A 16943-nucleotide genomic window follows, 5' to 3' on the forward strand; every position below is an offset into this window, starting at 1 on the left:
CCACGCTTCCTCCCCACGGTCGGTCGCCCTTCCGCAGTTGCGCTTCACTTCGCTCGCTGTGGTCAACTTGCCGCGCGACTTGCACCCGCAAGAGTGCGCCCATGCTGGGCGCACAAAAAACGCCCGCCTAAGTGGGCGGGCTGAATCCATATCAGTGGAGACAAATCCACTATACCCAATCGCTTGGTGCGACGCAACAATTTGGTATACCAGTGTGGTAACGACGTCACACGCGCTCAGGATTGGGTCATCGAGAGGATGAAGAACAGCTGATCGGCGGAAATGGGTTTGACGAGATGGACGTCGAATCCGGCGTCCTGCGTCATTTCGCGATGCTGCGGCTGGCCCCAGCCGGTCAGCGCGACCAGCAGCATCGCGCGGCCGGTGGGCAATTGGCGCAGTGCGCGGGCGGCGGCGAGGCCGTCGACGAGCGGCATGCCGAGATCGAGGATCACCACATCGGGTGCGAATTGCGTCGCCACTTCCACGGCTTGCGCGCCGTTCGCCGCGAGCGCGACGTCGTGGCCCATGCCGCTCAGCAGATGGGCGAGTCCGGCGAGCGCATCGTCGTCATCGTCGGCTATCAGGATGCGCTTGCTCACGATTGACCTCACCGCGATCCGAATATTTCGAGCTTCAGCTTGTTCTGCCCCGCCTGCGATGCCGTGATCTCCGTGCGCGCGCCGCGTGCGCCCAGGTAAAAGTGCTGGCGCGCGGGGGAATTCTGATCGTGCGTGGCATCGGGCAGACAGGACGCGATATCCGCCGCGACGGTCTGCAACGCGTCGGCGCTCGCGCCGCCGTGCGGGGTCCAGGTGCAGCGATAGTTCGTCTGCGATGCCGCGCATTTGGCGTCGTCGCCGTAGGACAGCGCGACCGGGCGGCCATCGAATCCGCTCAGCGACGAAAAATTCGGCGCCGCCGATACGATCCGCTTGAGGGCATCGCACGGACTGGGCGTATCGTCGGCGCGCGGACGCCATGCCGCAACCGATCGCGGCGAGCACCAGAACGTGGCGCATCGAAGCCATGAGCGTCTCCTTTCCGTCGATATTTTTCTCGTGACGAACCGCTCGACGCTCACAACTATGCGTCCACTGAGTTCGCACGTATGTTCGGAAGCGAATGCTTCAAAGCGACCCGAAGCAAGTGATGCGCCTGTTTTTGCAGATGTTTAGCGTCCCGCGCGCCGCGCCGCGACCTGGCCGAGCACGGCGAAGTCCTTTTCGCCGCCGCCGTGAGCGAGCGCATCGACGAGGTTGTCGCGCACGACGCTCGCGACCGGCAGCGGCACGTTGACGGCATCGCCCGCGGCGATCGCGAGGCGCACGTCCTTGAGGCCGAGGCGCGCCTTGAACATCGCGGGTTCGTAGCGGCGCTCCGCGATCATCTTTCCGTAGCCCGCGTAGACCGGACCGGGAAACAGCGAATTCGTGATCACGTCGAGCAGCGTCTGCGCGGGCAGGCCGTGACCGTCGACGAGCGCGGCCGCTTCGCCGAACGCTTCAATCGCCGATGCCAGCATGAAATTCGCCGCGAGCTTGAGCACGTTGGCGTGCTGCGGTTGATCGCCGACGCGCCAGGTCTTCTGGCCGAGCACGTCGAAGATCGGCTGCACACGCGCGATGTCGGCATCGGCGCCGGCCGCGAGAATATTGAGCTTGCCGGCCGCCGCGACATCGGGACGGCCGAGCACGGGCGCGGCCACGTACGCGACGCCGTGTTGCTTGTGCAATTCGGCCAGTTTGAGCGCGAGCGCCGCTGAAATCGTCGCCATGTTCACATGCACGAAGCCCTTCGGCGCGTGCTTGAGCAAGGCGCCGTCGACGAGCACGAAACGCAGCGCGTGATCGTCGGCGAGCATGGAAAACGCGGCATCGCCGGCGAAGGCCTGTTCGGGCGTATCGACGACCGACGCGCCCTGATCCGCGAGCGCGCGCGTCTTGTCGCGCGAGCGATTCCACACGCGCACCGTGTGCCCCGCCTTCAGCGCGTTGATCGCCATCGCGCTGCCCATTTCGCCCAAGCCAATGAATCCGATATCCATGTTCGTCGCTCCTTGCGTGTCGTTGCGTGTCGTTTTGCCGTGCGCCAGTAGAGCACATCGATCCACAGCGCGCAGCAGCGCCCGATGCCATACTGCCGCATGGTCAAGGCGCGTTTTCATTTCCATCGCGAACTGAACGAATTCCTCGCTCGACCGCAGCGCGGCCGCACGTTCGCCTGCGCCTGCCCGGACGGTTCGTCGGCGAAACACATGATCGAGGCGCTCGGCGTGCCGCATACGGAAGTCGCGCTGGTGATGCGCAACGGGCATCCGGCGGCCTTCGAGGCGCAGATTCAGGCTGACGACGTGATCGAGGCGTATCCCGCGCATGCGATGCCGCGCGGGATGGAGCACGGCGCGCTGCTGCTGCGTCCGCCGTTGCGCGCCGACGATCTGCGCTTTATCGCCGATGCCCATCTCGGCGGCCTCGCGCAGATTCTGCGGCTCGCGGGCTTCGATACGCGCTACGACAACAATTTCGCCGATGACGAGATCGAGCGTCTGGCGGACGTGGAATCGCGCATCGTCCTGACGCGCGATCGCGAACTGCTCAAGCGCCGCACGCTGCTGCGCGGCTGCTACGTGCGCGCGCTGCAACCGGATGAGCAGTTTCGCGAAGTCGCCGCGCGGCTCGATCTGGCATTGCACGTGCGCGCGTTTCGCCTGTGTCTGATGTGCAACGCGCCGCTGCGTCGCGCGAGTCCCGACGAACTCGATGGCCGCGTCCCCGACGGCGTGCGCGAGCGCCATACGCGCTTCGTCACCTGCGACGTGTGTCGTCGCGTGTTCTGGGAAGGCTCGCATTGGAAGCGCATGCGTCAACGAATCGACAGTCTCGCCTGAGCGCTTACGTACAATACGGGCCCTGGCAATCCATCGTCGTCACTTTCGCTGCAACGGAGCATCGCGTGAACAAATTTCAACTGGAACAAAACAAGGCATTCAAGCTCGCCAACGACCTGAAACAAGGCGGCAAGGGGCAAATCGGCGTCGCGGGTCAAGCGAAGGTCGATCGCCGCGAACAGCGCAAGCTCGATCAGGCGAAAGGACTCGTGCCGTTCGCCTGCAAGCTGGATGAGAAGCTCGTCGCGCAACTGAAGGAGCGCGCGCTGACGAACGAAGGCGGGTTGTCGGAAGTGCTGGTGGAGTTGCTGGTGAAGGCGGGGTTGGAGCGTTAAGCGCGAATCTCGTCGACAGCGGTTATTTACCGCTGTCGACTGCCGGTGCGCTATTTGTTGCCGTAATGGTAACGGCAGCGTTTTACGAATAGCTCCGACTCGGTAAAGCTGTACGTCAACCGGTTCTTCTCGTCGATACGACGCGCCCAGGTTTCAACCGCTTGATGCCTGAGTTGCTCGGGCTTTCCCGATCCGCTGAACGGATCGCGTCGACATTCGTCGATGAGACCGCTCAGTTTCCCGTAAATCTTCGAATCCGCGCGCAGCCAGAAATGAAACTTCGCCCAACTGATCGGAGAGAAAACGACGCCACGAGCCATGACACAACCTTCTTTCGACTGTTGAAGATTTATTTGCCACGCGAATGCGCGGGCACGAAACCTTCCGCGAGACACTGATATCTCGGCTCGTTCCGATAACCGTTTCCGGCCTTCGACGCGACACGCGCTTCGTTTTGGCTTGAGTCCGCGGCCGAAGCGTTCTCCTTCCCATATCCCCGATCGGCAAACCACGCGTGCGATGCCTCGGAAATCCGCTCGTCGTTCGTCTCCAGATGTTTCTCGATGAGCGCTTTGATATCGTCCGGCGCATCGGCCAGCATGGAAATGAGTTCGTCCCAATCCAGATTTTTAAGATGCTCGGGCAGCGCGTTGACGCTTTTCATTTGATTGCTTGCATTCGCCAATTATTGCTCCGTGTCCGCAATAAGCCTGACTCAGCGATTGAGATCACGCCTTACTGCTGCATAGTGTATTAGGCGGACGCGTAATTATTCAACTAAACTATCTAATTTTCGCTTGCGAGACAAAAAGCGGCTTCTGGCGACTCGGCGTTAAACACTCCCCTCCTTCTCAATCACCAGAATCCGCGCTTCGCCGACCGGTTCGGCGAAGTGCTCATCGCCGGCTTGGGCGTAAAAGATATCGCCGGCCTTGAGCGTTACCGTGCGCTCGCCTTGCGCGCCGCGCACGTGCATCTTCACTTCGCCGTCCATCACGGCGAACACTTCCTCGCCGTCGTTGACGTGCCATTTGTACGGCTGATCCGTCCAGTGCAGACGGCACGACGTTCCGTTCATCACGCAGATATCGAGCGCGCCCCAGGCGCGTTCGGCTGTGAACTTGCTGCTTTCGATGACTTTCATTTCCAGACGATTCCAGACGATCCGAAGCCGGTTGAATCAGACGCGCGCTTCGTCCACATCGACATCGGCGTGACGCGTCGCCGGAATGCATGCTACCGCGATCAGCGACAGCACGATGCCGGCCATCACGTAAAACGTCGGCGCGAGTTGCGAGCCGGTCACGCGGATCAGCCACGTCACGATGAATTGTCCGAATCCGCCGAAGATCATCACCGCGATGTTGTACGCGAGCGATAAGCCCGTCGATCGCACATGCGCCGGAAACAACTCCGCGATCAGCGCGCCGAACGGCCCCCAGTAACCCGACAGCGCGATCGACAACACCGCCTGCACGACGATCAGCCGCATCACGCTCGGATCCGCCGCGAGCCACGCGAACAGCGGATAGATCGCCACCAGCGTGATCAGCAGCGACCACAGCACCAGCCCCTTGCGTCCGATGCGATCCGACCACGCGCCCGCAATCGGCGACAGCACCGTCAACAGCAGATTGCCAACGATCAGCGCCGTGAACGACTGCCCGAACGGCAGCTTCAGTTGCCGCGTCGCGAAGGTCGGCAGATAGGCGATCAGCACGTAGACCGTTACCGTCAGCGCGATCACCGAGCCGAGCCCGCAGATCACTTCGCGCGTATGCCGGCGAAACACCTCGCCGAGCGTCGCGCGGCGCGCGGTCTTTTGCGCGTGCAGGAAGGCTTCGGTATCGAGCATATTTCGGCGGATATACAGCCCGACCGGCCCGATGATCAGGCCGACGATAAACGGCACGCGCCATCCCCACGATTCGAGCGCTTGCGGCGACAAACCGCGCGAAATCGCCGCGCCCGCGATCGCGCCGAGCAGCAGCGACGCCGCCTGACTCGACATCTGGAAACTGCCGTAGTAACCGCGCCGCGAGAACGGCGCGGCTTCGATCAGCAGGGCCGTCGCGCTGCCGAACTCGCCGCCGGCCGAAAAACCCTGCAACAGCCGCGCGAACACGATCAGCAAGGGCGCGCCGATACCGATCGCCGAATACGGCGGCGCGACCGCGAGAATCAGAATGCCGAGCGTCATCAGCGCGATGACGAGCGACAACGCCGCCTTGCGCCCCGCGCGATCCGCATACAGCCCGAGCACGATGCCGCCGATCGGCCGCATCACGAACGCGACGCCGAAGGTCGCCATGGTCAGCAGAACGGACGAGTACTCGTTCTCGCCCGGAAAGAACAGCTTCGCGATGACCACCGTCATGAACCCGAACACGGTGAAGTCGTACCACTCCAGCGCATTGCCGATCACCGCAGCGGTCACGGCGCCCGCGTTCAATGATCTGCCAGCCATGCGAATCCCCTTGTGCGATGGGTTTCGTGCCACGGGCGCGAAGCCGTGCGGCTTTGTCGTCCGCATGCGAGACAAACCCGCACGCGCGGTCTTTTTACCTTGCCGAGTGTAAAAGACTGTGTCGCACCGGATCAAGCGACCAGAATCGACAACGCATACAAAAGCGCGCCGGGTCGGACGACCGGGCGCGCTTCCCATTCCTTTCCTGACAATGCTTGGCGATGCCCGAGGCTTATGCCTTCTTCACATACGCGCTGCACCAGCCCTTCGATGCGACCTGCTTGCTGCTGAACATCGGACACGGCGCGAACGCTTCGGTCGGCTTGCCCTGATAGAACTGGCAATTGCCGCAGTCCTGACCGGCGGCGTACTTCGCGTATTTGGCCTTGTCGACCTTGCTGGCGTCTTCCTTGTAGCCGAGCGCCTGCGCGGTGGGATCGCTTTCGGTGACCTTGGGCGCATCGGCGAATGCGGTTCGGGAGCCGAGCGCGAACGTCGAGGCGACGCCCACGGTGGTCATGAGAAACGTGCGACGAGATGTCTTCATGGTGACTCACTCCATGATTGTATTGGGGGATAGCGCCGTTCTTGGCGACGGCGATGTCCCGAGCATAACAACCAGAACGCGAGTCGATGAAGCCAAATGTTAGAGATAAGTGAACACAGAAAGTCGCATGTAAGCTGAACGATGGTTTGTCCGGCGCTCAGCGCGTCATGTCCGCCACGCGCTCCGCGATCGCAAGCGATGCCGTTAGTCCCGGCGATTCCATGCCGAAGAGATTCACCAGCCCCGGCACGCCGTGCGCCGATTTCCCCTGAATCATGAAATCCGCCGCCGCCTGTCCCGGACCGGACAGCTTCGGCCGAATGCCCGCGTAGGCGGGTTGCAGCGCATCGTCGGGAAGATCGGGCCAGTAGGCGCGGATCGCCGCATAGAACGCATCGGCGCGACGCGGATCGACGTCGTAGTTGAGCGATTGCACCCACTCCACGTCCGGACCGAACTTGGCCTGTCCGCCGAGATCGATGGTCAGATGCACGCCGAGCCCGGCTTCGTTCGGCATCGGATAAATCAGGCGTTCGAAGGGCGCGCGCCCGCTCACGCTGAAGTAATTGCCCTTGGCGAAGTACAACGGCGGAACGTGCCGCTCGTCGAGTCCGCGAATATTTCGGGCGATCGCGTTCGCGTGCAGCCCGGCGCTATTGATCAGATACGACGCCTTGAAACGCGCCGGCGCGTCGCCGCCGGTATCGACGATGAAGCAGCCTTCGCGCGCGTCGATGGCCGCGACCGGCGTATGGAACACGACCGTCGCGCCGTGGTTCTCCGCTTCGCCCTGCAGCGCGAGCATGTACTGATGACTATCGACGATGCCCGTCACCGGCGACCACACCACCTCGACGCATTCGAGCTGCGGCTCCATTTCCTTCGCCTGCGCGCCGCTGATCCGCGTCAGCCCTTCCACGCGATTCTCGACGCCCTTCTGCTGAATCGCCGCGAGTTGCGGAATCTGGTTGCGCGCGGTCGCGACGAGCAGCTTCCCGCATTGTCGATGCGGCACGCCGTTGGCGCGGCAAAACGCGTACAGCATGTCGCGGCCGCGCACGCAGAGTTCGGCCTTCAGCGAGCCGCGCGGATAGTAGATGCCCGCGTGAATCACTTCGCTGTTGCGCGAACTCGTGCCGATGCCGATCGCTTCGCCCGCTTCCAGCAACATGACTTCGCGCCCGCGCATCGCGAGCGCCCGCGCGATGGCGAGCCCGACGACGCCCGCCCCGATGACTACGCATTCGATCCGATCCATGTCCCCGTCCGCTGGATGCTGGCCATCTGTCTATTCTACGTTCGAGACTATTGCGCGTTTCACAACAAAGGGGCGTCGATTGAACCGCAATTCGGCATAATGCAGAAAAAAGGCACGAAAATGGCCGTCCGATGTCAAAAAAGCCAGCTTTCCGGGGCTTTTTTGGCAATTTCGAAAATTCGCGCCCGCTAAAAACCGATCGATTTCCGGCGCGAATTGCGGTCGATCACCACATCGCGCGCTTCCACGCGATGCCGGTCGTCGATGCGCGCATTGCCGAACGCGTTGAGCATCGCGCGTCGCATGCCGCGCGGCGAGGCTTGCGTGAGCGCATCGAGCGCGGCGTCGCCGAGCGTTTCGGGAAAGCGCGCGCCCCATGTGTGCGCGTTGCGGATATCGGCGTAAATCGCCTGCGCGATGCGGCGCGCGCCGTCGCGATCCGGCGCGGGAATCTCGTAGACGTTCATGCGGTTCATCAGCGGTTCGGGGATCGCGCGGGCGTCGTTGGCGGTCGCGATCCACACGACGTTGCCCGCGTTGATCGGCACTTCCGCGAATTCGTCGACGAAGGTCTGCGCCGTGTCGTGCTCCAGCAGCGCGTAGAGCGCGCCGAGCGGATCGTATTGCGCGTCGCCGGTCGCCTTGTCGATTTCATCGACGGTGATGACGGGATTCGCGTAACTGCCGTTGACGAGCGCGCCGAACACCTTGCCCGGCTTGGCATTGCGCCATTGCGACGACGCGCCCGAGAGAATCCAGCCCGCCGTGAGCGAACTCATCGCGACGTAATGGCAGGACGTGCCGAGCAGCCGCGCCAGTTGCTTCGCGAAATGCGTCTTGCCGATGCCCGGTTCCCCCAGCAGCAACATCGGCATCAGTTCGAGGCGATCGTCGGTTTCGAGACACAGCGCGATCTGCTTGCGGATATCGTCGAGCGGTTCGGCGAAGTTCGGCAGATTTTCCGCGAGATTGTCGATCGACGGCATGCGGTTCGGCTTGACGCAAAACCGCAGATTGCCGATCTTCAGCATCTTTTCGTAGGTGACGCGCAAAGCGTTGCTGGCGCCATCGGAAAGGTTGTTGAGCGCGGTGTCCACGTCGTCGAGACTGTAGACCTTGCTGAACGATGCCACCGCCAGTTCCTGTTTGACCACGGCCGTCGTCATGTCACACCCCGTCTTTTATATGGTCGACGAGTTCAGTGTATCGACGACAAAACCCCTTGCAAGCGAGCACTCGCGCGCGTCTGCTGCCAATTCGGGCCGATGCGGCGCTTAAGGGCGGCGAAAGGCGTGCGCGAGTATCATCGTCGGGTTCGGATCATGCTCATGGAGAACAGCGCTCGTGCCGGAGAAGCATTCAATGCAGAAAAGAACACGCATCGCCCGCGTTCAGCAGGCCTTGTTCGCGTCCTTCCTCGCCGCCAGTCACGCCGTCCTGGCGCAGGGCACCGCGCAGCCGGTGAACTGGGAATTGCAGGTCATTCGCGACGGCCAACAGATCGATTCGTTTTCCGCGACGACCAACGTCGGGCAAGCGAAAACCGACACGCATCACAACGTCGTGCAGAACCGCGTCGGCTGCGCGGATAAGCCTGCCGGCGACATCGACCTGCAACGCACGCTCACCGTCTCGCCGACGCACGCCAGCGCCGACGATGTCACGCTCGCCATCGACGCACAGGAAACGCTGGAAGACGACGCATCGCGCACGTCCACGTCCGGCTGCAAGGTGCCGCCGACGCCGCGACAGGTGAACGCGTCGCATCCGGGGCTCGTGCTGAAGCCGGGCGAATGGTCGCAATGGCCGATCATCGACAGCAATCCGTCGCTGACGTACCGGGTGCGCGCGAGCCTCGCCACGCCCGCAGTAACGCAGTGATCGAGCATTCGAGGCATGATGTAACCAGGCCGCCAAGACAACGAAAGCATGCGAAATCCAGAACATCTTCCGCCAGGTCCATCTTCCGGCTCAGCCGCGCCCGACTTCACGGCCGTGAGCTGGAATCTCCATAAGGGCCGTTCACCGCTCGGGCTGCGCGCCTGGAACGCGATGCAGCGCTGGGTGCAGACCACCAACGCGGACGTCTACTTCCTTCAGGAAGCGATGGCGCGCCGCATGCCGCAACCGATTCTCTCGAGCGGTTTCGGCAAGCCGCTGAATACGCCGCTCGACGACGTCTGGCATTGCCAGGCCACCGAAATCGCCACCGCGCTGGAATTGCAGATCGCGCTCGGACCGAACGTGTTCAAGCCGTCGTGGCGTCATGGGAATGCGATTTTGTCGCCGCATCCGCTGGATCTGTCCGGCCGATGGGATATCTCCGCGCATCGTTTCGAAAAGCGCGGCTTGCTGGTGGCGCGCGCGACCTTCGCCGGGCACGCGATCACGCTGCTGTGCGCGCATCTGGCGCTGACGCGCGCGGCGCGTCAGCGCCAGATGAACTGGATCGCGCACTGGATCGCGAAGGAAGCGCCCGATGGCCCGCTCGTGCTGGCCGGCGATTTCAACGACTGGCGCAACGATTCCGTGCCGCTGTTCCGCGAACTCGGCATGCACGAAGTCGCGACGATGCTCGGCGAATCCGGCCGCACGTTTCCGGCGTTCTCGCCCGCGCTCGCACTGGACAAGATGTTCGTGCGCGGCCTGAAACCGGTCGAATGGCTGGTGCCGACGCAGGACACGGCGTGGCTGTCCGATCACCTGCCGTATATGGCGCGGCTGCGCGTCGATCAGTAAAGCGCGTTATTTGAGCAGGGCTTCGAGCGCGTCGATGGAAACCGGCTTCGTCAGATGATGATCGAAGCCCGCCGCGAGCGCGTCCGCGCGATCGGCGTCGCTGCCGTAGCCGGTCATCGCGAGCATCAGCGCATGTTTGGTGACGTCGCGCTTGCGCATTTCGCGCGCGACTTCGAAGCCGTCCATGCCCGGCAAGCCGATGTCGAGCACCACGACATCCGGGCGGAAATCGTCGATCGATGCAAGCGCGCGCGGGCCGTCGTGCTCCGTGCGCACTTCGTGGCCCAGCGCTTCGAGCAGCATGCCCATCGCGAGGGCGGCATCGACGCTGTCGTCGACCAGCAGGATGCGGCGGTTCGGTGCGCCGCCGGTCGTATCGACGGTGGAGTTCATGCGTGTCCCCGTGGAAGGCAAGGCGCGGACCGGTATCGCACGGTTTTCGCACCTTTTTGAGATAGTCGGGCGGACTTTAGCATACGCCCGCCGATCGGAGAAAATCGGCCCAAAAATGACTGCGCAAGGCGGCGCGCGGCAGGTCTGCTAAGGTGATTCTTTCCCGGGTGCGATGCGCGCTTTCCGCCATGTTCGATCTTTTCGACGACCTTCCCCAACCCGATATCGACTGGCAGCCGGACTGGCTCGCCGCCGACGCCGCGTCCGACCTGATGGGCGCGCTCATCGCCGAAGTCGCCTGGCAGCAGGACACGATGGCGACGCCCGGCGGCCGCAAGCCGTTGCCGCACCTGACCGCATGGCAAGGCGAGCCGGACGCGGTCTACGTCTATTCGGGCATCCGCAACGTGCCGCAGCCGTGGACGCCCGCCGTCGCGCGTCTGCGCGATGCCGCGCGCGACGCCAGCGGCGCGCGCTTCAACAGCGTGCTGCTCAACCGTTATCGCGACGGGCAGGACAGCATGGGCTGGCACGCCGACAAGGAACGCGAGCTCGGCCCGGAGCCGGTGATCGCCTCGGTGAGTCTCGGCGCGACGCGCACGTTCGAGTTCCGCCACGCCCGCACGCAGGCGACGCACGCGCTGGCGCTCACGCACGGCAGCCTGCTCGTGATGCGCGGGCGCACGCAGCTCGAATGGATTCATCGCGTGCCGAAGCAGCCGGGCGCGCGCGGCGAGCGCATCAACCTGACGTTCCGCTGGGTCGATGCGTCGAAACGGAAGTGATCAGGGCCGTTTCGCGACGAAATCGATCTCCACGAGCGCATCGCGCGCCAGTCCCGTCACGCCGATGCACGTCCGCGCCGGCAGCGGCTTCGGCAGAAAATACGAGCGATAGACGGCGTTCATCGCGTCGTAATCGCGCTTGAATTCGGTCAGGAAGATGCGCACGCTCACCACGTTGTCGAGCGTCAGGCCGAGGCCGGTCAGCACCAGAATCAGGTTCTGCATCACGCGGCGGGTTTGCGCGGCGACGCCTTCGGGCAGCGGCGCGCTGTCGTCGTCAGGATCAGTCGGCATCTGGCCGGTGAGGAACACCCAGCCGTCGGCTTCGGCGGCGTGCGAGAACGGGCCGACGGGCGTCGGCGCGGCATCGATCATCGAAAATTTCGGCTGATGCGTCATGGCGTCTCCTTTTTGCTTGTGCGCTTCGTGTGCGTGCGAGCCGTACCTTAGCTCGTCAAAATGCACTGCGCGATGCCCGCGCCCCTTGCCGATCGACCGATACCTCACCGGAGCCCGCGATGCTGCCCCTCCTGACCGACGCCCTGATGCGCATGCTGTGCGCGGTGCTGGTCGGCTGCATCATCGGGATCGATCGCGATCTGCACGGCAAGCCGACCGGCATGAAGACGCTCGGCCTGGTGTCGCTCGGTTCGTGCATCGCGACGATGTGCGCGGTGAATTTCGCGTCCTGGCCGCTGCCCGACGAAGCGAACGTGTCGCGCGTCGTGCAGGGCATCGTGACGGGCATCGGCTTTCTGGGCGCGGGCGTGATCCTGAAGCATCCCGGCGACAAGCGCGTGCGCGGCCTGACCACGGCGGCGTCGATCTGGGTGACGGCCGCCGTCGGCGTGCTGTGCGGCATGGGCGTGTGGAGCCTCGCGCTCGGCGCGACGATCATGCTCATTCTGCTGCTGATGATCGGGCGCGTCGTGGAGAAGCGGCTGCGGCGGCGCTGGGAAAGCCAGTCGGACGCGCAACGCGCCGAAAGCGTCGGGATCGACGACGAAGCGTGACGCTCAGGCCAGCGCGTCTTCCACCGGCGACATCACGCGATTGCGGCCCGCGACTTTGGCCGCGTACAACAGGCCGTCGGCGCGCGCCATCATCGACGCGAGCGATTCCTGGCCGTCCCATTGCGCGATGCCCGCGCTGAAGGTGTAGTGCAGCGCGCCGCACGGCGTCGTCTCGACGGTTTCGCGCAGATGTTCGACCAGCGCGACGACCTTGGCGATATCGGCCGCGCCGCAAAACAGGCAAAACTCCTCGCCGCCGATACGCCCGAACGCCGCGCGCGCCGATGCGCGCCGCCACGATGCCCGCGAAATGCCGCAGCACGTCGTCGCCGGCGGCGTGGCCGAAGCGGTCGTTCACGCTCTTGAAATGATCGATGTCCACCACCGCGACGAACTCCTTCGCGCGCGCGAGCCGGTTCGTCGCCAGTTCGATAAACGCCTTGCGCGACAGCGCGCCGGTCAGATCGTCGAAGCGCGCGAGGCGTTCGAGCCGTTGCGACAGCCGGTCGTGCGCCATCATCACGAGACCGATGGACAGCGTCGGCAGCACCAGAATGCCGAGCGCGAGAAAGACGATCTGCATCGCGCCGGGTTGCAGCAGCGCGGTTTGCGCGGGCGGCACGATCAGATAGATCGAGCCGCGCACGATATATCCGATACCGCCGAGCGTCGCGCCGACCACGACGAACATGTAGTTGTAGCGCGGACGTTCCGGCGGGCGCGAGCTCAGGACGCGCCCGGCCATCGCCAGATCGAAGGCCGCATGGAATGCCGACACGATCACCACGCGCGCGTTCATGTCGGGATCGACATAGGTGTAATAGACGATGCCCGCCAGCACGAGCAGCCACATGCCCCAGCCGATCGCCCGCTGCGTCGCGCCGACTTGCACGCCGAAGAACGCGTTGCATCCCTCGAAGACGCGCAGCGACGTCGCCGCGATCAGCTGATTGGCCGCGACGATGCCGAGCCACGCGGGCACCACGCCCTGCATCGAAAACAGCACTAGCGACACGATGGCGATCACGTTCGCCCATATCCAGTGCGACACGCCTTCGATGACGTGCGGCCGCAGCGAAATCAGCGCGAAAATCGACAGAATGCTCGATAACGCGGTGACGACGAGGATACTGACGGGACTGAACATCGGCTCAAGTGTGGTTTCGGGTGCGCTCCTGCGAGCGCGAGGCGGGCCTCGTCAAAACATTCCGGATGCCAAATGGGTCACCGCGCGGTAACGGCGCGGTAAGCCGGCGTAAGACCCTGACACTGCTGAGGTAATAACGGCGCGCGCGTTTGGAACTTGAGGGAACTCGAGCCTCGAATCTACCGCGTCACGACTTACCAGCCGTGATGCTCATGCCAGCGCTGCTCGCGATGCATCTCATGCCGCCAGCGACGTTCGCGCCATTCGTGACGACGCCATTCGTGCTCGCGCCAGCGATCGTAACGCTCGCCGCCGTCGTAACCGTAGCCGTACGCGGGCGCTTGCGCGTAATACGCCGGCACACCGACGCCCACGGCGACATCGACATGCGCCGATGCGCTCGCCGACACCGCCAGCGCCGCGAGTCCCGCCAGTCCGACGACCGTACTCAGAAGTTTCGTTTTCATGTCGCTCTCTCCTTGCATCGGTGCGTCCGCATTGCTCGACGCGTTCGATGCAGTCTAAGAGGCGACTTCCGACACAAGTGATACGAGCGTGCCAGAAAGGTAACGTCAGGTAACGGTCAGGTCGGACGAAGCGAAGGCGTTCAGCGCACGCGCTTGCCGGTTTCGTCGATGACCACTTCGCCATCTTCCTTCGTGAACGGGCCTTGCTGCGGCGGCAGCAGATCGATCACCAGTTCCGACGGACGGCACAGGCGCGCGCCGTTCGGTGTATCGACGAACGGACGGTTGATGAGAATGGGATGCTCGATCATCGCGGCGATGAGCTGATCGTCCGAGAGCATCGGATCGTCGAGGCCGAGTTCGGCGTACGGCGTGCCTTTTTAGCGGATGGCATCGCGCACGGCGAGTCCCGAGCGCGCGATCAGCGACTTGAGCGTGTCGCGATCCGGCGGCGCGGTCAAATACTCGACGATGGTCGGCTCGACGCCCGCATTGCGTATCAGCGCGAGCGTATTGCGCGAGGTTCCGCACTTCGGGTTGTGATAGATGGTGACGGTCATGGCGCGATGTCCTTCGGTGTCGTGGGCTGCGTGATTCGCATTCTAGGGTGCGCGCGCGTTTGCGTGCAGAAGCGTGCAGCACGGCGACCTGACATCGCCGTCATGCGCGTGTCACGTTACCGACCCAAAGCACGCCGATGTTCGGGATTGTGCTATCCAATCGGCCGGACGCCGCCTATAACGGGAGTGTGCAGTGCGGCATGGCATCGTCGTGCGAATGAACTGCATACCTGTGAATCGGCATGCCGGACGAAGACGACGCGTTGCCGCGTCCGGCCGAGAACCGACGTCATCACGTCTGCCGAAGCTTTCCCGCGCCCCGGCGTGGCACGCTTCCTGCGCCAGACGACTCGAACCAGCGAACCGCGCGTGTGTGGTCTTGTTCCGTGCCGCGCTTCCCCGTCGAAGGAGTCGAACATGAAAACACGTCTGATCAGCGCGGCTCTCGCCGCTACCTTGCTCACCGCTGCCGGCGTCGCATCCGCGCAGCAGATGTACTACCGCACCGCGCAAGTCCCGGGACAGGCCACGCCCGATACCTACAGCCAGACGCAGATGGATCAGGGTACGAACTCGACGATGCCGTCCGGCGATTCGTCGTATGGCGGCAGCTCGATGATGTCGCGCAGCGCCTCGGGCATGAGCGACAGCCCGTCGTCGATACCCTGCACGCGCGGACCGAACTGCAACCTCTTCTTCGGCCAGTAAGCGCCGTTCGGCGGCAACGGTTAGGATGAGTGGCGCGTCCGGCGACGTATCGGGCGCGCCTTTTCCCCTCTTGAGAAGACCGCCATGCAACGCGACGCATTCCTCGCCTTTCTTTCAAGCGAAGGGTTCAACGAAGTCGTGACCGTCACGCGCGATCCCAACGGTTCGCTCGACGTCCACACGCATCCGTTCGAAGCCAAGGCGCTCATCGTTCAGGGCGATCTCACGATCCGCTGCGGCGACGACTCGCGTCACTACGGCGTCGGCGACATTTTCCATCTGGCGAAAAACGTCGAGCACGACGAACAGTACGGGCCCAACGGCGTGAGTTATCTCGTCGAACGCAAGTAACTGCGTCATTCATTACACTCGATTGGCAGGCAGGCGCGGGTTTCGATCCGCGCTTGCCGCTTGTTGTGCGACGAGAGGAGACATATCGATGGCGACACGAAAAACGGCGCGGATACGCGCGGGCATCGGCGGATGGAATTTCGAGCCGTGGCACGGCACGTTCTACCCGAAGGATCTGACGCAGAAACGGGAACTCGAATACGCGAGCCGCGTGCTGACGAGCATCGAGGTGAACGGCACGTTCTACGGCTCGCAAAAGCCCGCGACCTTCGCGAAGTGGCGAGACGAGACACCGGACGATTTCGTGTTCTCGCTGAAGGCGCCGCGCTACGCAACGCATCGGCGGGTGCTGGCGGAAGCTGGCGATTCGATCGATCGTTTTTTCGCAAGCGGCGTGCTCGAATTGCAGGACAAGCTCGGCCCGATCAACTGGCAATTCGCGCCGACGAAGCAGTTCGATCCCGACGACTTCGCCGCGTTTCTGGATTTGCTACCAGCGAAGGTAGAGGGACGCGCGATCCAGCATGCGGTCGAAGTGCGCCACGAGAGCTTCGCGGATGCGGCATTCGTGAAGCTGCTGCGCAAGCATAAGGTGGCGGTCGTCGTCGCGGGCGATTCGAAGTATCCGCAGATTGCAGACGTGACCGCGCCGTTCGTGTACGCGCGCATCTTGGGCACGACGGAAAAGCAGAAGAGCGGCTACGCAAAAGCGGCGCTCGACCGATGGGCAACGCGCGCGCAGACGTGGGCGGCAGGCGGCGCACCGGAGGGTCTGGAGACGGTGTCGGAGTCGGCGGCAAAAGCGGTGACGCGCGATGTTTTCCTGTATGTGATCAGCGGCAACAAGGTGAGCAATCCGACGGCGGCGATGGGGTTGATCGAGCGCGTGGGGAAGACGAAATAGCGAACCAAGCCGCACCGAAGCGGCATGCCATATATTCGAAGCCCTAACCAAGGTTGGGCCGAATAACGATAAACGCGATGCCGCGTGAAAGTTCGTTTCGCAAATAACCTGTCGGTTGCGCAAGCGGGCCGGAGCAAACCAAAGTGGACCGATACGAAGTCAGGCGAGACAACACGGATCGCATGGGAGCCGTTCCCGCGCTGACCTACGATGACACTCGCTAGGTCCTGTTCACATTTAAGAGCGGCCCGAGCAGACACGATGGAGACAAAGGTGAGGTAGCTGTGGGCGAGTTTGTCATATCGAGTGGCGACGCGACGAAAATGCTTGATACGCTTAAAGAAGCGTTCAACGAGATTGCGCTTACGGTACAGGGCAC

At 63.4% G+C, this 16943-nt stretch carries 23 protein-coding genes and 2 pseudogenes; 9 read left to right on the plus strand and 16 right to left on the minus strand.

The features are described 5' to 3' along the window. Positions 1-236: 236 nt before the first annotated feature. The 3 genes from BVER_RS18630 to BVER_RS18640 all read right to left on the minus strand — a co-directional run bounded on the left by BVER_RS18630 (position 237) and on the right by BVER_RS18640 (position 2173). On the minus strand, positions 237-602 hold the full coding sequence (locus BVER_RS18630; RefSeq protein ID WP_050454572.1) for a response regulator: 366 nt from the start codon (positions 600-602) through the stop codon (positions 237-239). Between the two features lie 8 nt (positions 603-610). After that, positions 611-1084 (minus strand): hypothetical protein, encoded by a 474-nt coding sequence (locus BVER_RS18635; RefSeq protein ID WP_232316641.1) that lies wholly within the window; start codon positions 1082-1084, stop codon positions 611-613. Positions 1085-1174: 90 nt separating this feature from the next. Then, positions 1175-2173 (minus strand): NAD(P)-dependent oxidoreductase, encoded by a 999-nt coding sequence (locus tag BVER_RS18640; RefSeq protein WP_332309131.1) that lies wholly within the window; start codon positions 2171-2173, stop codon positions 1175-1177. Between BVER_RS18640 and BVER_RS18645 the strand changes: the two genes are divergently transcribed. Together BVER_RS18645 and BVER_RS18650 are read left to right on the plus strand one after the other, a co-directional pair. Continuing rightward, a complete protein-coding gene (locus BVER_RS18645) occupies positions 2147-2890 on the plus strand; it encodes a Mut7-C RNAse domain-containing protein (RefSeq protein WP_050454592.1) in 744 nt (247 codons plus the stop codon). The genes BVER_RS18640 and BVER_RS18645 overlap by 27 nt on opposite strands. A 65-nt stretch (positions 2891-2955) precedes the next feature. After that, complete coding sequence (locus BVER_RS18650) at positions 2956-3225, plus strand: hypothetical protein (RefSeq protein ID WP_050454574.1); 270 nt, start codon at positions 2956-2958, stop codon at positions 3223-3225. Between the two features lie 50 nt (positions 3226-3275). Here BVER_RS18650 and BVER_RS18655 read toward each other — a convergent pair whose 3' ends face one another. From BVER_RS18655 to BVER_RS18685, 7 genes are all read right to left on the minus strand, one after another. Then, a complete protein-coding gene (locus BVER_RS18655) occupies positions 3276-3545 on the minus strand; it encodes a Txe/YoeB family addiction module toxin (protein ID WP_050454575.1) in 270 nt (89 codons plus the stop codon). A 29-nt stretch (positions 3546-3574) separates the two neighbouring features. Continuing rightward, positions 3575-3889, minus strand: a complete 315-nt coding sequence (locus tag BVER_RS18660) for a hypothetical protein (protein ID WP_157056121.1) — start codon at positions 3887-3889, stop codon at positions 3575-3577. A gap of 168 nt (positions 3890-4057) precedes the next feature. Beyond that, positions 4058-4369, minus strand: a complete 312-nt coding sequence (locus tag BVER_RS18665) for a cupin domain-containing protein (protein ID WP_050454577.1) — start codon at positions 4367-4369, stop codon at positions 4058-4060. Positions 4370-4405: 36 nt separating this feature from the next. After that, a complete protein-coding gene (locus BVER_RS18670; protein ID WP_050454578.1) occupies positions 4406-5692 on the minus strand; it encodes an MFS transporter in 1287 nt (428 codons plus the stop codon). A 232-nt stretch (positions 5693-5924) separates the two neighbouring features. Next, positions 5925-6239 carry a high-potential iron-sulfur protein gene (locus BVER_RS18675; protein ID WP_050454579.1) on the minus strand — a complete coding sequence of 105 codons (315 nt, stop codon included), beginning with the start codon at positions 6237-6239 and terminating at the stop codon, positions 5925-5927. 157 nt (positions 6240-6396) lie between these two features. Further along, complete coding sequence (locus BVER_RS18680) at positions 6397-7497, minus strand: NAD(P)/FAD-dependent oxidoreductase (protein WP_050454580.1); 1101 nt, start codon at positions 7495-7497, stop codon at positions 6397-6399. Between the two features lie 188 nt (positions 7498-7685). Beyond that, complete coding sequence (locus tag BVER_RS18685) at positions 7686-8663, minus strand: AAA family ATPase (RefSeq protein WP_050454581.1); 978 nt, start codon at positions 8661-8663, stop codon at positions 7686-7688. A 196-nt stretch (positions 8664-8859) separates the two neighbouring features. Here BVER_RS18685 and BVER_RS18690 point away from each other — a divergent pair, with 196 nt between their 5' ends. Together BVER_RS18690 and BVER_RS18695 are read left to right on the plus strand one after the other, a co-directional pair. Beyond that, positions 8860-9378, plus strand: a complete 519-nt coding sequence (locus BVER_RS18690; protein WP_050454582.1) for a hypothetical protein — start codon at positions 8860-8862, stop codon at positions 9376-9378. 48 nt (positions 9379-9426) lie between these two features. Continuing rightward, positions 9427-10236: an endonuclease/exonuclease/phosphatase family protein gene (locus tag BVER_RS18695; protein WP_050454583.1), complete on the plus strand. Its 810-nt coding sequence runs from the start codon at positions 9427-9429 to the stop codon at positions 10234-10236. Positions 10237-10242: 6 nt separating this feature from the next. Here BVER_RS18695 and BVER_RS18700 read toward each other — a convergent pair whose 3' ends face one another. Then, entirely contained in the window at positions 10243-10629 is a 387-nt protein-coding gene (locus tag BVER_RS18700) for a response regulator (protein WP_050454584.1), read from the minus strand. A gap of 188 nt (positions 10630-10817) precedes the next feature. Here BVER_RS18700 and BVER_RS18705 point away from each other — a divergent pair, with 188 nt between their 5' ends. Continuing rightward, positions 10818-11414: an alpha-ketoglutarate-dependent dioxygenase AlkB family protein gene (locus BVER_RS18705; protein WP_050454586.1), complete on the plus strand. Its 597-nt coding sequence runs from the start codon at positions 10818-10820 to the stop codon at positions 11412-11414. Here the strand turns inward: BVER_RS18705 and BVER_RS18710 are convergent, their stop codons facing one another. Continuing rightward, positions 11415-11813 carry a RidA family protein gene (locus BVER_RS18710; RefSeq protein WP_050454587.1) on the minus strand — a complete coding sequence of 133 codons (399 nt, stop codon included), beginning with the start codon at positions 11811-11813 and terminating at the stop codon, positions 11415-11417. 119 nt (positions 11814-11932) lie between these two features. On the opposite strand from BVER_RS18710, the gene BVER_RS18715 reads away from it, so the two are divergent. Further along, positions 11933-12427: an MgtC/SapB family protein gene (locus BVER_RS18715; protein ID WP_050454588.1), complete on the plus strand. Its 495-nt coding sequence runs from the start codon at positions 11933-11935 to the stop codon at positions 12425-12427. Here the strand turns inward: BVER_RS18715 and BVER_RS36510 are convergent. From BVER_RS36510 to arsC, 3 genes and pseudogenes are all read right to left on the minus strand, one after another. Continuing rightward, the gene (locus BVER_RS36510) at positions 12315-13574 is read right to left on the minus strand and encodes a GGDEF domain-containing protein (RefSeq protein WP_440588101.1); all 1260 of its coding nucleotides are present in this window, start codon (positions 13572-13574) and stop codon (positions 12315-12317) included. The two genes, BVER_RS18715 and BVER_RS36510, sit on opposite strands and share 113 nt — an antisense overlap. Positions 13575-13768: 194 nt before the next feature. Continuing rightward, the gene (locus BVER_RS18725; protein WP_050454593.1) at positions 13769-14041 is read right to left on the minus strand and encodes a hypothetical protein; all 273 of its coding nucleotides are present in this window, start codon (positions 14039-14041) and stop codon (positions 13769-13771) included. A 140-nt stretch (positions 14042-14181) separates the two neighbouring features. After that, positions 14182-14601 (minus strand): annotated as a pseudogene (arsC, locus tag BVER_RS18730) (arsenate reductase (glutaredoxin)). Between the two features lie 417 nt (positions 14602-15018). Here arsC and BVER_RS31700 point away from each other — a divergent pair. The 3 genes from BVER_RS31700 (at position 15019) to BVER_RS18740 (ending at position 16564) form a co-directional block, all read left to right on the plus strand. Then, the gene (locus tag BVER_RS31700) at positions 15019-15309 is read left to right on the plus strand and encodes a hypothetical protein (RefSeq protein ID WP_157056122.1); all 291 of its coding nucleotides are present in this window, start codon (positions 15019-15021) and stop codon (positions 15307-15309) included. Between the two features lie 84 nt (positions 15310-15393). Beyond that, positions 15394-15660: a cupin domain-containing protein gene (locus BVER_RS18735; protein ID WP_050454589.1), complete on the plus strand. Its 267-nt coding sequence runs from the start codon at positions 15394-15396 to the stop codon at positions 15658-15660. Positions 15661-15748: 88 nt separating this feature from the next. Further along, complete coding sequence (locus BVER_RS18740) at positions 15749-16564, plus strand: DUF72 domain-containing protein (RefSeq protein WP_050454590.1); 816 nt, start codon at positions 15749-15751, stop codon at positions 16562-16564. A gap of 280 nt (positions 16565-16844) precedes the next feature. Here the strand turns inward: BVER_RS18740 and BVER_RS30350 are convergent. After that, positions 16845-16943, minus strand: a pseudogene (locus BVER_RS30350) (transposase); the annotation flags it as partial.

The organism is Candidatus Burkholderia verschuerenii, assembly GCF_001189365.1.
Classification (GTDB): Bacteria; Pseudomonadota; Gammaproteobacteria; order Burkholderiales; family Burkholderiaceae; genus Caballeronia; species Caballeronia verschuerenii.

Coding starts and splice junctions, on each gene's coding strand:
- BVER_RS18645 (WP_050454592.1), top strand. CDS start 2,147: ATGGTCAAGGCGCGTTTTCATTTCCATCGCGAACTGAACGAATTCCTC.
- BVER_RS18640 (WP_332309131.1), bottom strand. CDS start 2,173: ATGGAAATGAAAACGCGCCTTGACCATGCGGCAGTATGGCATCGGGCG.
- BVER_RS18655 (WP_050454575.1), bottom strand. CDS start 3,545: ATGGCTCGTGGCGTCGTTTTCTCTCCGATCAGTTGGGCGAAGTTTCAT.
- BVER_RS18660 (WP_157056121.1), bottom strand. CDS start 3,889: ATGAAAAGCGTCAACGCGCTGCCCGAGCATCTTAAAAATCTGGATTGG.
- BVER_RS18665 (WP_050454577.1), bottom strand. CDS start 4,369: ATGAAAGTCATCGAAAGCAGCAAGTTCACAGCCGAACGCGCCTGGGGC.
- BVER_RS18670 (WP_050454578.1), bottom strand. CDS start 5,692: ATGGCTGGCAGATCATTGAACGCGGGCGCCGTGACCGCTGCGGTGATC.
- BVER_RS18675 (WP_050454579.1), bottom strand. CDS start 6,239: ATGAAGACATCTCGTCGCACGTTTCTCATGACCACCGTGGGCGTCGCC.
- BVER_RS18680 (WP_050454580.1), bottom strand. CDS start 7,497: ATGGATCGGATCGAATGCGTAGTCATCGGGGCGGGCGTCGTCGGGCTC.
- BVER_RS18685 (WP_050454581.1), bottom strand. CDS start 8,663: ATGACGACGGCCGTGGTCAAACAGGAACTGGCGGTGGCATCGTTCAGC.
- BVER_RS18690 (WP_050454582.1), top strand. CDS start 8,860: ATGCAGAAAAGAACACGCATCGCCCGCGTTCAGCAGGCCTTGTTCGCG.
- BVER_RS18695 (WP_050454583.1), top strand. CDS start 9,427: ATGCGAAATCCAGAACATCTTCCGCCAGGTCCATCTTCCGGCTCAGCC.
- BVER_RS18700 (WP_050454584.1), bottom strand. CDS start 10,629: ATGAACTCCACCGTCGATACGACCGGCGGCGCACCGAACCGCCGCATC.
- BVER_RS18705 (WP_050454586.1), top strand. CDS start 10,818: ATGTTCGATCTTTTCGACGACCTTCCCCAACCCGATATCGACTGGCAG.
- BVER_RS18710 (WP_050454587.1), bottom strand. CDS start 11,813: ATGACGCATCAGCCGAAATTTTCGATGATCGATGCCGCGCCGACGCCC.
- BVER_RS18715 (WP_050454588.1), top strand. CDS start 11,933: ATGCTGCCCCTCCTGACCGACGCCCTGATGCGCATGCTGTGCGCGGTG.
- BVER_RS36510 (WP_440588101.1), bottom strand. CDS start 13,574: ATGTTCAGTCCCGTCAGTATCCTCGTCGTCACCGCGTTATCGAGCATT.
- BVER_RS18725 (WP_050454593.1), bottom strand. CDS start 14,041: ATGAAAACGAAACTTCTGAGTACGGTCGTCGGACTGGCGGGACTCGCG.
- BVER_RS31700 (WP_157056122.1), top strand. CDS start 15,019: ATGAAAACACGTCTGATCAGCGCGGCTCTCGCCGCTACCTTGCTCACC.
- BVER_RS18735 (WP_050454589.1), top strand. CDS start 15,394: ATGCAACGCGACGCATTCCTCGCCTTTCTTTCAAGCGAAGGGTTCAAC.
- BVER_RS18740 (WP_050454590.1), top strand. CDS start 15,749: ATGGCGACACGAAAAACGGCGCGGATACGCGCGGGCATCGGCGGATGG.